General features: G+C 70.2%; 14 protein-coding genes. 8 read left to right on the forward strand and 6 right to left on the reverse strand.

What is annotated here, in order from left to right; all coding sequences use genetic code 11:
- Positions 1-21: 21 nt before the first annotated feature.
- Together EL493_RS19915 and EL493_RS19920 are read left to right on the forward strand one after the other, a co-directional pair.
- On the forward strand, positions 22-597 hold the full coding sequence (locus EL493_RS19915) for a TetR/AcrR family transcriptional regulator (protein WP_019047079.1): 576 nt from the start codon (positions 22-24) through the stop codon (positions 595-597).
- 70 nt (positions 598-667) lie between these two features.
- Entirely contained in the window at positions 668-1,456 is a 789-nt protein-coding gene (locus EL493_RS19920) for an SDR family oxidoreductase (protein ID WP_030202178.1), read from the forward strand.
- A 52-nt stretch (positions 1,457-1,508) separates the two neighbouring features.
- On the opposite strand, the gene EL493_RS19925 is transcribed toward EL493_RS19920, so the two are convergent.
- From EL493_RS19925 to EL493_RS19935, 3 genes are read right to left on the reverse strand one after another with little or no spacing between them, the layout of a single operon-like run.
- Positions 1,509-3,587, reverse strand: coding sequence for an MMPL family transporter (locus tag EL493_RS19925; RefSeq protein WP_022566887.1), 2,079 nt, complete (start codon positions 3,585-3,587; stop codon positions 1,509-1,511).
- A gap of 20 nt (positions 3,588-3,607) precedes the next feature.
- Complete coding sequence (locus tag EL493_RS19930; protein ID WP_126405786.1) at positions 3,608-4,141, reverse strand: hypothetical protein; 534 nt, start codon at positions 4,139-4,141, stop codon at positions 3,608-3,610.
- A gap of 6 nt (positions 4,142-4,147) precedes the next feature.
- Positions 4,148-4,504, reverse strand: coding sequence for a hypothetical protein (locus tag EL493_RS19935; RefSeq protein ID WP_019047083.1), 357 nt, complete (start codon positions 4,502-4,504; stop codon positions 4,148-4,150).
- Positions 4,505-4,668: 164 nt separating this feature from the next.
- On the opposite strand from EL493_RS19935, the gene EL493_RS19940 reads away from it, so the two are divergent.
- Genes EL493_RS19940 through EL493_RS19950 form a run of 3 tightly spaced genes read left to right on the forward strand, consistent with a single transcriptional unit; the run spans position 4,669 to position 7,021 of the window.
- Positions 4,669-5,679 (forward strand): YncE family protein, encoded by a 1,011-nt coding sequence (locus EL493_RS19940; protein WP_019047084.1) that lies wholly within the window; start codon positions 4,669-4,671, stop codon positions 5,677-5,679.
- A complete protein-coding gene (locus EL493_RS19945; protein ID WP_019047085.1) occupies positions 5,679-5,933 on the forward strand; it encodes a DUF5703 family protein in 255 nt (84 codons plus the stop codon). The genes EL493_RS19940 and EL493_RS19945 overlap by 1 nt, the downstream gene beginning before the upstream one ends.
- Positions 5,934-5,941: 8 nt before the next feature.
- A complete protein-coding gene (locus tag EL493_RS19950) occupies positions 5,942-7,021 on the forward strand; it encodes a quinone-dependent dihydroorotate dehydrogenase (protein ID WP_019047086.1) in 1,080 nt (359 codons plus the stop codon).
- A gap of 3 nt (positions 7,022-7,024) precedes the next feature.
- Here the strand turns inward: EL493_RS19950 and EL493_RS19955 are convergent, their stop codons facing one another.
- Entirely contained in the window at positions 7,025-7,402 is a 378-nt protein-coding gene (locus EL493_RS19955) for a hypothetical protein (protein WP_019047087.1), read from the reverse strand.
- Positions 7,403-7,629: 227 nt separating this feature from the next.
- Between EL493_RS19955 and EL493_RS19960 the strand changes: the two genes are divergently transcribed.
- The 3 genes from EL493_RS19960 to EL493_RS19970 all read left to right on the forward strand — a co-directional run bounded on the left by EL493_RS19960 (position 7,630) and on the right by EL493_RS19970 (position 11,843).
- The gene (locus tag EL493_RS19960; protein WP_019047088.1) at positions 7,630-9,123 is read left to right on the forward strand and encodes a PfkB family carbohydrate kinase; all 1,494 of its coding nucleotides are present in this window, start codon (positions 7,630-7,632) and stop codon (positions 9,121-9,123) included.
- A gap of 73 nt (positions 9,124-9,196) precedes the next feature.
- Positions 9,197-9,883, forward strand: coding sequence for a GTP cyclohydrolase II RibA (gene ribA, locus EL493_RS19965; RefSeq protein ID WP_019047089.1), 687 nt, complete (start codon positions 9,197-9,199; stop codon positions 9,881-9,883).
- 133 nt (positions 9,884-10,016) lie between these two features.
- Positions 10,017-11,843, forward strand: coding sequence for an AMP-dependent synthetase/ligase (locus EL493_RS19970; RefSeq protein ID WP_019047090.1), 1,827 nt, complete (start codon positions 10,017-10,019; stop codon positions 11,841-11,843).
- A gap of 58 nt (positions 11,844-11,901) precedes the next feature.
- Here the strand turns inward: EL493_RS19970 and EL493_RS19975 are convergent, their stop codons facing one another.
- Both EL493_RS19975 and EL493_RS19980 read right to left on the reverse strand, forming a co-directional pair.
- Positions 11,902-12,429 carry a YbhB/YbcL family Raf kinase inhibitor-like protein gene (locus EL493_RS19975; RefSeq protein WP_019047091.1) on the reverse strand — a complete coding sequence of 176 codons (528 nt, stop codon included), beginning with the start codon at positions 12,427-12,429 and terminating at the stop codon, positions 11,902-11,904.
- Positions 12,430-12,456: 27 nt separating this feature from the next.
- Positions 12,457-13,770: a M20/M25/M40 family metallo-hydrolase gene (locus EL493_RS19980; protein ID WP_019047092.1), complete on the reverse strand. Its 1,314-nt coding sequence runs from the start codon at positions 13,768-13,770 to the stop codon at positions 12,457-12,459.
- Between the last annotated feature and the right edge of the window lie 92 nt (positions 13,771-13,862).

Below are 13,862 nucleotides of genomic sequence, written 5' to 3' on the forward strand. Positions count from 1 at the left end.
ATAACCGGCTACGGTAGGCGCATGGCCAGGCCCCGCAACTTCGACGCCGACACGGTGATCGAGCGCGCGATGGACCAGTTCTGGTCCCACGGCTACGCCAACACCTCCCCCGCCCAGCTCGCCGAGGCCACCGGCATCGGAAAAGGCAGTCTGTACAACACCTTCGGCAGCAAACGCGCGCTGTTCGACCAGGCGCTGCAACGGTACGGCCGCAGCGGTGTCGCCCTGGCCGAGGACTACATGTCGCGCCCCGGCAGCACCCGCGACTGCCTGCGCGCCTACCTCCGCGCCGCGGTCGATCTCGACTTCGCGACCCCGATCCGGCGCGGCTGCCTGGCCGTGAACACCGCGGCCGAGTTCGGTGGCCAGGATCCCGCGATCACCGCGGCGATCCGCGACATCGAACAGCGGATCGTAGCCGTGCTGGCGGCCCGCATCGAGCAGGGCCGCCGCGACGGCGACATCGACGCCGACGTCGATGCGTCCGCGGTCGCCACACTGTTGTTCACCACCAGCATCGGGCTGCGGATGATGGCCAAGACCAACGACGCCCCCGCGCTGTACCGCCTCGTCGACCTCACTTTGACCGTCCTCTGATTTCCGCCCGTCGACCGGGCGGTTTTCGACTGCCCATATTTTTGACCTGTAGTTCAAGAAAGGCATGTTCATGGATCTCGCACTCACCGGCAAGACCGCCGTCGTCACCGGCGCCTCCCGCGGCATCGGCCTCGCCGTCGCCGAAAGCCTCGCCGCGGCGGGCGTCCGCGTCGTCGGCGCCGCCCGCACCATCACTCCCGAACTCGAAAAAGTCTCGGCTGCTACGGTTTCCGCCGATCTCAGCACCCGCGAAGGGACCGTCCGGGTCATCGAGACCGCCCTCGCGGAAGTGGGCGGGATCGACATCCTGGTCAACAATGTCGGCGGTGGCGACCCGGAGTGGCTCGACCTCGACGGCTTCCTCGCCGGCACCGACGAGCAGTGGCGCCACTACCTCGACGTGAACCTGTTCAGCGCGATCTGGGCCACCCGCGCCGCCCTGCCCAGCCTCCTCGAGCGGCGCGGCAGCATCATCAACGTGTCCTCGATCAACGCCCACGTCCCCGGCTCAGGCCCGGTCGGCTACAGCGAGGCCAAGGCCGCCCTGGCCGCCTTCGGCAAACGACTCAGTGAAGAGTTCGGTCCGCAGGGTGTGCGCGTCAACACCGTCTCCCCCGGCCCGGTCGCCACCAGGATCTGGCGCGACGAACACCGCATCGGCGCCAAACTGGCCGCCGCCCAGGGCATCACCCAGGACCAATTCCTCGACGCCCTCCCCACCAGCTTCGACATCGCCTCCCGCCGCATCACCGAACCCGACGAAGTCGCCGCCCTGATCACCTTCATCGCCTCCGGCCTGGCAGGCAACATCGTCGGCGCCGACCTGGTCATCGACGGCGGCATCATCAAGACAACCTGACCACGCGCCATGGTCCCGTCCGGCCCGTCGGCCGGGCGGGACCGGTCTGCCGCTAGCGCCAGATGATCTTGAGGAGGGCTGGGGTGAGGACCATGCGGATGATGGTGGCGTCGATGATCAGGGCGACGATCATGCCGTAGGCGATGTATTTCATCAGGACCAGGTCGGAGAAGCCGAACGCGCCGGTGACGACGATGAGGATGGCGGCCGCCGAGGTGATCACGCCGCCGGTGTGGGCGACGCCGTAGCGGATGGATTCGGTGGCGTCGGCGCCCGAGGCGCGTTTCTCGGCGATGCGGGAGAGCAGGAACACCTCGTAGTCGGTGGAGAGCCCGAAGATCACGGTGACGATCAACGCCACCACCGCGAACATCAGCGGCCCCGGCGTGAACGCGAACACCCCCGCGCCGTGGCCCTCGACGAAGATCCAGGTGAGCACGCCGAGGGTGGAGACGAGACTGAGCGCACTCATGGCGACCGCCTTGAGCGCCAGGATCACCGACCGGAATGCGATCACCATCATCGCCAGCGCCGCCGCCATCAGGATGGCCAGCAACAGCGGCAGGCCGTCGATCAGCCCGTTGATGCTGTCGCGTTCCAGCGCCGGGATACCGGCCACCATGATCTGCACGCCGTCGGGTTCGCGCAGGGCGCGCAACGCGTCGATCACCGCGTCGGCCCGGCGTTTGTCCTCCAAGCCGGCCGAGAGCACGTTGACGTCGTCCTTGGTCGGCGCCGCCGGTTCGAATCGCCCGGTCAGCCCGGGCACCTGGTTGGCCTCGTAGCGGATGTCGCTGAGCTGCTGCGGCGAGGCGCCGACCACGACCAGCTTCAGCGGCTCGGTGCGGAAGCCGGGGAAGAGCCGGTCGAAATCCTCCTGCGCCACCCGGGCCGGATTGTCGGCGGCCAGGTACTTCTCGCTGATGCCACCGAACTCGATGTGGCGCAGCGGAATGCTCAACGCCAGCAACCCCAGCACGATCGGGATCACCACCGCCCACGGCCGCCGCATCGCCCACTGCGCCAGCCGGGAGAAGAACCCGGCGTCGATCTCGGCCTCGGTCTTGCTGCGCGAGAACCGCTTCCAGCCCAGGAAATCGATGCGCCGGCCCGCGATGCTCAACGCCGCGGGCAGTGCGGTCACCGACAGCAGCGCGGCCAGCATCACCGCCGAGATGCCGCCGTAGGGCACCGAGCGCAGCACGCCGTTGGGGAAGATGAACAGCGCGCCCAGGCTGATCGCGATGATGGCCGCCGAGAACAGCACGGTCCGGCCCGCGGTGGCCACCGTCCGGGCGGTGGCGTCCTCGACGCTGTGCCCGGCCGCGAGTTCCTCCCGGAACCGGGTCACCGTGAACAAGCCGTAGTCGATCGCCAACCCCAGGCTGACCAGCGTCATCACCGCACTGGCGAACACGTTGACCTCGATGTGGGCGGTGAGGACGCGCAGGATGCCGGAGGTGCCAAGGACGGTGAGCCCGCCGATCATCACCGGCAGCAACGCGCCGATGACGCCGCCGAACACGAAATACAGCAGGATCGCCACGATCGGCAGCGCGATGAGCTCCGCGCGCCGGATGTCGTGCTGCATCCCGATGTTGATCCCCTCGACCACCGGCTGCAATCCCGCCAGCTGCACCGTGGTCCCGCCCGGTCCGCCGCCGGGGATCTCGGCGTTCAAGTGCGGTTTCAGGGCCAGGTAGTTGTTGACGGTCGCCGTGCCGCCACCGCCGGCCAGGCCGATGCTGGCGAAGGCGTGTTTCTTGGTGGGGTCGGAGGCGTTGGCCGAGAACGGACTGTCCCAGTAGCTGTCGATCTTGTGGATGTGCTCGCCGTACCGGGCGCGCAGATCGGCCAGCGCCGCCGTCACCGGGCCGCGGACGGCGGGATCGTCGACCGTGGCACCCTCGGGGGCGGTGTAGATGACGATCAGGTCGCCGTCGGTGTCGCGGCCGAAGATGTCGTCGGCCAGCTTCGAGGCGGCCACCGACTGGCTGGATTCGTCGAACCAGCCCTCCTGGGTGTAGCGACCGGCCAGGTCCCGCCCGAACCAGCCCGAGATCAGCACGGCCAGCACGAACCCGCCGAGCACGAGGTACCGGTGGCGGTGGACGAACCGGCCCCACCGCATCGAACGAGATTCCCGCATGGTCAGCCGCAGGCGGCGGTGCGGTAGTCGGCCGAGCGCAGGATGCCGCACAGGTCGGTGCGCGAGATCTTCCACTTACCGTCGAGCAGCACGAAATGCACGATGGTGGTGCGGATATTGGTGCCCGACCCGTCCTTGTCCAGGCGCATCGTGGCGGTGAGGGTGCCGTCGCGGTTGTCGAAGACCGGATCGACCACGCCGTACACGGCGTGCGGGTTGTCGCGCAGCGCCTTGTACATGTCGGGGATGGCGTCCTTGAACGCGGCGCCGTCCTCGATCAGGTCGGTGCGTTCGACATCGGGCAGGTTCGGGTCGAGCGCGCGTTTGATCTGCGCGTCGAGTTCGACCGCGGTCGGCAGCGGCACATTGGCCTTGCTCGACGACACCGCGGCCGACGCGGACAGCGAGGCGTTGGCCGCGGACCGCGCGGCATCGACCGAGGCCTCGTCGGTCCCACCACCGCAGGCGGTGAGCGCGATCAGAGCCGTGAGGCAGGCGGTGGCCGTGGCGGCCCTGGCGACAAGTGTGGAAGACATCACCATCTACATACCATCAATGACGGCACTGATCCGGCCCAGGATGCTGCGCACCGTCGTGGTGTCCTTGGGCGCGGCGCCCGGGACCGGGACCGCGTCGTGGAGCAGATCGCGCACGAACGCGCTCACGCTGCGTTCGTCGCCGAGGTCGATATCGGTGACCTGACCGCGCGCGACGGCCACCACATCATCGGGTCCGGGGACGGTATCGCCCAGGTCGGCGCGGTAGATCTGCACGGTCAGGGTGGCGCGGTGGGTGCGGAAGGTGAAGGGGCTGCCGTCGTCGGTGGTGCCGAATCCGTGGGCGAAGGGACCGACGGAGATGTCGTCGATGCCGAAACCCGCTGTCGTCCGGTCGGTCATCGCGCTGGTCTCCTGCCCTGTCCTCGCAATCAGTTTTGTCGACACGTCAACAGTAACCCGCGTCACCGACAGTCCCGACGCGCGCCACCCGGTCGGAGCTACCGGTGAGTCATCATGGTCAGATGGTGATCAGCGGTCACCTCGTGAGATTAGGAGTTCGGTGCATGCGCCCACGTGGCTCGGTCGTCACAGCGCTGGTCGGCGCGGCGGCACTGGTGGTGCTGACCGGATGCTCCGGTGAGGACTCGGGCCCCGACGTACCGACCCGCGAACCCGCCACCGCCGCGGTTTCCCCCGCTACCACGAGCACGCCCGCGGGCCGGGTCTCCCCCGCTCCCGCGACCAAGGCGCTGCTGTCGGAACGGGAGACCGGCCGCCTCGTCGCACTGGACACCGCGGGCACCGGGCTGTCGCTGATCGACCCCGCCGATCCGGCCGCTGCCCGCACGGTCACCCTGCCCGCGGCCGGGGCCGCGCTGGCCCAGGGCGGACCGGGTGAGGTGCTGATCGCGGCGCCGGGCCGGGTCCTGCGGGTCGACGTGGCCACGGGCGCGGTGACCGAGGTGCCGGTCGACGGTGACGTGCACAGCGTGCAACGGCGCACCGACGGCAACCTCGTCGCCGGAACCGGCGCGGGCAGTGTCGTGGAACTGCGTCCCGACGGCAGCGTGGTGCGGACCGTCACCGGGCTCGTCTCGGCCGACGCGATCGCCCTGACCGGCGACGACATCACCGTTCTCGACCGCAGGCAGACCGCCGTCGTCGGTGTCCGCGACGACGCGCTCGGCCTGATGCTGCGCGCGGGCGACGGCGCGGCCAACGCCATCGCCGATCCCGAGGGACGCATCATCGTCACCGACACCGCCGGTGGTGAACTGCTGGTCTACTCGGCCGGTCCGCTCGTGCTGCGGCAGCGATTCCCGGTAGCATCGTCGCCTTACGCGCTCGCCTACGATCCGCGGTCGAACACGGTGTGGGTGACCCGCACGCAGAGCAACGAGGTCGTCGGCTACGACCTGTCGACCGGCATCGGCGTCGAGGTGGGGCGGTTCCCGACCCTGCGCCAGCCCGACGCGGTGGCCGTCGACGCCCGCACCGGCGACCTGTTCGTGGCCTCGGCCGCGGGCGAAGGTCTGCAGCGGATCGGCGCGGACGAGCGGAAGAGAGGGCAGTGATGGCCGCCAAGTCTCGCGGTTCACGCTCGGCGATCCCGCCGAGCTGGGAAACCAGCAACGATGACTACGAATACGTGCCCCTGCGGCTGCCACCCGACGTCACCCGGGTCACCGCCTCGACGCGACTGGCCATCCAGGCCGAGTTCGGCGGCTGGGAGTTGTCGCGGGTACGCGCCTACACCGACGGCAGCCGCCGGGTGTTGCTGCGCCGCCGTAAGAATGCCGTCCTGCCTGTGCCCGAGCCCGGAATGTGAGCCGACCCATGTACGCCCTGCTACTACGCCTGATGTTCCTGCTCCCGCCCGAGCGCGTGCACCACCTGGTGTTCGGCGCCCTGCGGTTCGCCACCTGGTTCCCGCCGACCCGCTTCCTGGTGCGCCGGCTCACCGTCGTCGACGACCCGATCCTGGCCACCACCGCCTTCGGCGTCGACTTCGCCGCCCCGCTCGGCCTGGCCGCCGGTTTCGACAAGAACGCCGACGGCGCCGACACCTGGGGTTCGCTCGGCTTCGGCTTCGCCGAGATCGGCACCGTCACCGCGCACGCCCAGCCCGGCAACCCGGCTCCGCGCCTGTTCCGGCTGCCCGCCGACCACGGCCTGATCAACCGCATGGGCTTCAACAACGAGGGCGCCGCCGCGGCCGCCGCCCGCCTGCACGGCGCGCACCCCACCGTGCCGATCGGCGCGAACATCGGCAAGACCAAGGTCACCGAGCCCGCCGACGCCGCCGACGATTACGCGACCAGCGCCCGGCTGCTGGGCCCGCTGGCCGATTTCGTCGTGGTCAACGTGTCCTCCCCCAACACTCCCGGCCTGCGTGACCTGCAGGCGGTCGAGTCGCTGCGCCCGATCCTGCAGGCCGTCCTGGACAGCGTCCGCGTGCCGGTGCTGGTGAAGATCGCGCCGGATCTGTCCGACGAGGACGTCGACGCCGTGGCCGACCTGGCCGTCGACCTGGGGCTGGCCGGCATCGTGGCCACCAACACCACCATCCGCCGCGACGGCCTGCGCACCCCGAGTGCCGAGGTCGAGGCGATGGGCGCGGGCGGGCTGTCCGGCGCGCCGGTCGCCGAGCGTTCCCTGGAGGTGCTGCGCCGCCTCTACGCCCGGGTGGGTGATCAGGTGGTGCTGATCTCGGTGGGCGGCATCGAGACTCCGGAGCAGGCCTGGCAGCGCATCCTCGCCGGCGCCACCCTGCTGCAGGGCTACACCGGCTTCATCTACGGCGGCCTGTTCTGGACCACCCGCATCCATCGCGGGATCGCCGCCAACCTGCGCGCCGGCGGGTTCCGCAGCCTGGCCGACGCGGTCGGCGCCGAGCATCGCGCGCCGTCGGCGTAGGTCCTAGCCGTAGTACGCCCGGTCGCCGTGCCCGGACAGCGGCTGTCGTCGCAGCGGGGCGAGCGCGGTCGGTGGGTCGTGCACCGAGCCACCGGTGTCGCGGCCGCGCTCGTCGACCCGTTTGGCCAGCTTGATCAGCGCCTGCTGCCAGATGATGCCCAGCACGTCGGCGCGGGCGCTGATCTCGGCGTGGGCCAGCCGGTCGTGCGCGGCGGCCGGGTCGCTGACGAGTTCGTCGAGTTCCATCCCGGCCAGGGCCTGAGCCCTGGTCACGGTGAACTCCGGCAGCCAGCTCAACCGCCAGGTATCGGGCCCGATTCGTTGCGCGAATTCCGGCGTGCGGTCGCTGCGCAGCATGTCGTCGGTGCTGTGGATGGTCATCGCGGACCTGCCTTCCCCGGCCGGGCGCCGCGCCCTCCGAGTCTCCGGCGGGGCGTGTGCTCCCCCGTAACCCAGTGTGGCATTTGCCATTTGTCCGGGTCAATTGCCATTGTAGAGAGGTAATTGCCGCAAACCGGGCATGGCAAACCCGGCATTGTGGCGATCGCAGTGCGGCGTGCGCAGCCTCGTTCCGGCGCGCGACGCGCCGTCAGGCCACGGGAGGCAGGATGTCGATGGTCCCCCAGGATGCTCGCGTTGCCGCCATCCGCAGCATCCTGACCCGGCTGGGCAAGTACTCGGGTCTGAGCGCAGAACGCCTGCGGCACACCGAGATCGACGCCGCACCCCTGCTCGAGCTGCTGCCGGTGCGCCGTCACGCCCGGCGCGCCGGGGTGAGCGCGGAGGCCTCGATCCTGCCGGTGGTCCGCGAGGTCGCCCAGTGGCTGCCGCCGACCGATCGGCTCATCGTCGACGCGGCGCTCTCGCTCGGCCTGTTCCGCGACCGGCCCGGCGTCGGTATCGATGTCGAACGCCTGTATGCGGACAACCTCGGGGAACGTCGAGAGGCCTTGACCGAGCAGTGGGTGGCGCTGCACACCCTGCTCGATGTGGATCCGGTGCCCGAGGCGCCCACGGTCAAACGCCTGCGCACCGTCGCCGAGCACGGGGCGTTCACCGCGCTGGCCGGACTGCTCGCCACCGACTCGGGCTATCCGATGGCGGGACCGGCGACGGGGCATCCCGCCGAGACCGCGCCCGCACCACGCGGGGTCGTCACCGTGGTGGGTGACGCCGTCATCGACCACCTGTACCGGGTCGACGCGTTCCCCGCCGCCGACAGCGCCGCCAACGGCAGCTTCATCGGCCATCCCGGCGGCAAGGGACTCAACCGTGCCGTCGCCGCGGCCCGCCTCGGCATCGACGTGCACCTGGTCTCGGCGGTCGGTGGCGACGAATACGGCCGCCGCATCCTGGAGTTCATCGAGTCCGAGCGGGTGCATCTGGACCTGATCAAGGTCGTGCCGTTCGCGCCGTCGCTGGTCACCGCCGTCGTGCTGACCCCGAGCGGGGAATCGCGCATGATCGGCTGCCGCGACAGCCGCGTGCAACTGCAGGACGAGGACGTGCACCGCGCCGAACTGCAGAACGCGCTGGCCGCCTCCGATGTGGTGATCCTGAGCTTCGAGCAGCCGCCCGCCATCATCGAGCAGGTGCTGGCGGTGGTCTCGCGGATGCACCCCAAGCCGCCGGTCATCGTCTGCCCCACCCCGTCGATGGCGGTCCCGCAGAGCCTCTACCAGCATCTGGGCGCCGTCGACTATCTCGTGGGCACCGCCGCCGAACTGGCGGCGCTGCTGCCCGACGTGCCCGCCGAATCCGCCGCCGACATCGCCCGGCTGCTGCGCGGCCTCGGCGTCGGCACAGTGTGCACGGTCGAGAACTTCCGGTGCACCGTCGCCGCCGACACGGTCGACACCGTGGTCGATCATTTCCCGCAGGTGCTCAAGGCCTCCGTCGGCGCCGCGGCCGCCTTCACCGGCGCCCTCGCCTACCGGATCGTCACCGCCCGATCCCCGCTCGGCGCAGCCGATTACGTGTGGGCCACCGCGGCCATGATCCCGACGCAGAAGCTGGGCGCGGTGGCGGCCTCGATGCCCTCGGTCGACGAGATCGACCGCATCGTGCGGCTGTACGCGCCGCCCGTGGTGGGCCGGGGGTAAAGTCGCGGCGTTCCGCTCGCACGCCCTGTCCGACAACGGCGGTCGCGCCGCCCTGTCCCCACCCGGAGGATCGTTGACCCTACTGTCGTTCGGCAGTGCCAGATCCACCCGCGCCGGTGCCGACACCGCGCACCGGCTGGGACGCCGGGGCAGCGATCTGCCGTTGCGGGTCGTCGAGATCGCCGACCCCACCGATGGCGGTCACCTGCTGATCTTCGGCGAACCGCGCGACGGCTGCCTGGTCCGGGTGCACTCACGCTGCCTCTACGGCGAGGGTCTGGGCTCCGACGACTGCGACTGCGGCGCCGAGCTCACCGAGTCGATGGACCGCATCCAGGCCGAGGGCGCCGGGGTACTGGCCTACCTCGATCAGGAGGGTCGGGGCGCGGGCCTGATCTGGAAGGCCCGGGGATACCGGGAGAGCGAACTGTCCGGGGCGGACACCTTCGACAGCTACGAGCGCCTCGGTCTCGACGCCGATGCCCGCCGCTACGACGCCGCCGCGAGCGCGGTGCGCGCCCTGGGCCTGTCCCGGGTGCGGCTGCTCACCAACAATCCCGACAAGTGCCGAGCGCTGACCGACGCGGGCATCGATGTCGACCCGGTGGCGCTCACCATCACCCTGCACAGCGCGCGGGGACGCCGATATCTGCAGGCCAAGCGGCGGCATCGCCGGCACACGATCCCGGCCGACCCGGCCGTCGAGGCGGTGCCGGCCACCCCGCCCGCGTCCTGGTGGCGGCCACGTCGTCGGCCGTAACCCATGTCTCAATCCCGTATGTCCGGTTACGATAAGTGAGCCGCGCCACTCTCGACGCCCTCAGCTCGAGACGATGAGACAGATTCACTCGCATTGGCTCGGCATCCGGAACGGCCTATTCGGGAACAGGGATATGACAGACATCGGTTTCGCGCACGCCTCGGGCGTCACGGTGCACACCGTGCCCGCCGCCTTCCAGCAGACCGCCGCGTTGCGGCCCGACCAGGTCGCGTTGCGCACCGTCGGCGGCACCCAGCAGATCACCTGGGCGGAGTACGCGACGCGGGTGCGGGCGCTGGCGGCCGGCCTGGCGAAACTCGGTGTGCGCCACGGCGACGCGGTCGGCATCATGCTCACCAACCGCCCCGAGTTCAACCTGATCGACACCGCCGCACTGCACCTGGGCGCCACCCCCTTCTCGGTGTACAACACCAGTTCGTCCGAGCAGATCGCGCACGTGTTCGCCAACGCGGGCAACAAGGTCGTGGTCACCGAACAGGCGTTCCTCGACGCCATCCGCGCCTCCGGCGCCGAGGTCGAGCACACCGTGCTGGTCGACGGCAGCGCCGAGGGCACCATCGGCCTGGCCGAGCTGGAGTCCGATCCGGAGCCCGATTTCGACTTCGACGCCGCGTGGCAGGCCGTGCAGCCGGGCGATCTGGCCACCCTGATCTACACCTCCGGCACCACCGGCCCCTCCAAGGGCGTCGAGCTCACCCAGGGCAATGTGATCGCGCAGGTCGTCGGCCTGGTCTCGGGTCCGCTGCCGGTCGGTTTCGACGACCGCGCGGTGTCCTACCTGCCGGCCGCGCACGTCGCCGACCGCATCTCCGCGCACGCGATGAGCCTGCTCACCGGCATCCAGATCACCACCGTGCCCGACCCGCGCGAGATCGCCGCCGCGCTGCCCGACGCCCGCCCGACCGTGTTCTTCGGCGTGCCGCGGGTGTGGCAGAAGATCAAGGCGGGCATCGAGAACAAGCTCGCGGTGGAGCCGAGCCCGGTCAAGAAGGCGCTGGCCAACTGGGCGATCGGCGTCGGTGTGGCCCAGGCCAAGGCCAAGCTGTCCGGCGAGGGGTCCTCGCTGCTGCTGGGCGTGCAGCACAAGGCCGCCGACGCGCTGGTGCTGTCGAAGCTGCGCGAGGCCCTCGGTTTCGGTGAGCTGAAGGTCGCCGCCTCCGGCGCGGCGCCGGTGCCCGCCGAGACCCTCGAGTACTTCCTCGGGCTGGGCTTCGCGGTCAGCGAGGTGTGGGGCATGTCCGAGACCACCGGTGTCGGCACGTTCACCGATCTGGACAAGCCGCGCCCGGGTTCGGTGGGTCGGGTCATGGACGGCGTGGAACTGCGTCTGGACGCCGACGGCGAGGTCCTCATCCGCGGCCCGATCGTCACCCCCGGCTACCGCAACATGCCCGACAAGACCGCCGAGGCCATCGACGACGCGGGCTGGCTGCACACCGGCGACATCGGCACCCTCGACGCCGACGGCTACCTGCGCATCGTCGACCGCAAGAAGGAACTGATCATCAGCGAGGCGGGCAAGAACATCGCCCCCTCCAACATCGAGAACGCCATGAAGGCCGCGTCGTCGATGATCGGGCAGGCCGTCGCCATCGGTGACGCCCGCCCCTACATCACCGCGCTGATCATGCTCGACCCCGACGTGGCCGCCCTGCGCGCCAAGGAGTTCGGCGCCACCGACGCCACCCACGCCGAGCTCGCCCGGCGCGCGGAGATCGTCGAGGAGGTCAAGGCCGCGGTCACCGCGGGCAACCGCAAGCTCTCGCGGGTGGAGCAGATCAAGCGCTTCGTGATCGTGGAGACGCTGTGGGAGCCGGGCGGTGACGAGCTGACCCCGAAGATGTCGCTCAAGCGCACCCCCATCGCGACCAAGTACGCCGCCGACATCGACCAGCTGTACGCGGCGACCCCGCCCGAGCACGTGGTCAATGTGAAGTAGGCCCGAAACCAGCGGTGGCCCCGGGAGTTCGACTCCCGGGGCCACCGTCGTGTCCGGCTCAGTTCTGCTCGTAGGTGCCGATCAGCGTGGCCCGGCCCAGCGAGTGGAAGAACAGGTTGAAGCCCAGGTAGGCCGGTGTCGCGTCCGGTCCGACCTCCAGTTCGGGCACGTCGACGGCGTGCACCACCACGAAGTAGCGGTGCGGGCCATGGCCTTTCGGCGGGGAGGCGCCGACGAAGCCGGGGAAGCCGCCGTCGTTGCGCAGGCTCACCGCGCCGGCGGGCAGGGTGCCGCCTTCGGAGCCCGCGCCGGTGTCGAGGGAGGTGACCGAGGCCGGGATGTTGGCCACGGCCCAGTGCCAGAAGCCCGAGGCGGTCGGCGCGTCCGGGTCGAACACGGTGACCGCGAAGCTCTGGGTGCCCTCCGGGAAGCCGGACCAGCTCAGCTGCGGCGAGATGTCCTTGCCGCCCGAGCCGAACACCCCGGAGACCTGGTCGTTGGCCAACGGCTGACCGTCGGTGATGTCGGCGGAGGTGACGGTGAACGACGGAACCTGCGGGAGTGCGTCATACGGGTTGTAGCTCATGGGTTCTCCGATTCGTGGCGTCGAGGCTCAGCTGTGCAGGAGGAAGTGTTCCAGTACCCGGGTGCCGAATTCCAGTGACTGCACCGGCACCCGTTCGTCCACCCCGTGGAACAGGGCGGTGAAGTCCAGCTCCGGCGGCAGCTGCAGTGGCGCGAAGCCGAAACAGCGGATGCCCAGGCGCGCGAACGCTTTCGCGTCGGTGCCGCCGGAGAGCATGTAGGGCACGGTGCGCCCGTTGGCGTCGTGGGCGAGCACCGCGTCGTTCATCGCGTCGACGAGGTGACCGTCGAAGGTGGTCTCGTAGGAGTCGAGCTTGGTGATCCACTCGCGCTCGACGTCGGGGCCGATCAGCTCGTCGACCTCGCGTTCGAACGCGGCCTGCCTGCCCGGTACCACCCGGCAGTCGACCACGGCCTCGGCGGTCTGCGGAATCACGTTGGCCTTGTAACCGGCCTGCAGCATCGTCGGGTTGGCGGTGTCGCGCAGGGTGGCGCCGATGATGCGGGAGATGGTGCCCAGTTTGGCGAGCTGGCCTTCGATGTCGGGGCCTTCGGGGTCGAACTGCAGCCCGCTCTCCTCGCTGACAGCGGCGAGGAATTCGGCGACCGAGTCCGACAGCACCACCGGGAAAGTGTGCCTGCCCAGCCGGGCGACGGCCTCGGCCAGGATGGTGACGGCGTTGTCGTCGTGCAGGAACGAGCCGTGCCCGGCGCGGGCCTTGGCCCGCAACCGCATCCAGCCCAGCCCCTTCTCGGCGGTCTCGACCAAATAGAGCCTGCGTTCGGTGCCGTCGGGGCGGGGCACGGTCAGCGAGAACCCGCCGACCTCACCGACCGCCTCGGTGACGCCGTCGAACAGGTCGGGCCGGTTGTCGACGAGCCACTGCGAGCCCCAGCGGCCGCCGTTCTCCTCGTCGGCCAGGAACGCGAACACCAGGTCGCGGGGCGGGACGGTGCCCTCGGCCTTGAACTGGCGGGCCAGGGCCAGCGTCATGCCGACCATGTCCTTCATGTCGATCGCGCCGCGTCCCCAGACGTAGCCGTCGCGGACCGCGCCGGAGAACGGGTGCACACTCCAGTCGGCGGCCTCGGCGGGCACGACGTCGAGGTGGCCGTGGATCATCAGCGCGCCGCGCCCGGAGTCGGCGCCCTTCAGCCGCGCGAAGACGTTGCCGCGGCCGGGCGCGCCGGACTCGACGTACTCGGTCTCGTAGCCGACCTCCCGCAGTTGCGCGGCCACCCATTCGGCGCACTCGCGTTCGCCCTTGGTGGTCGCCAGTTCGCCGGTGTTGGAGGTGTCGAACCGGATCAGCGCACTGACCAGCTCCACCACCTCGTCCACCGCGCGGGACCGTCCGTTCGAACCAGAACTCTCGCCAGATGCCGACACGTCCCCTTTCCTACCACCCCGGCGACCCACCCCGCGTCATCTCC

It is taken from the genome of Nocardia asteroides (assembly GCF_900637185.1).
Lineage (GTDB): Bacteria > Actinomycetota > Actinomycetes > Mycobacteriales > Mycobacteriaceae > Nocardia > Nocardia asteroides.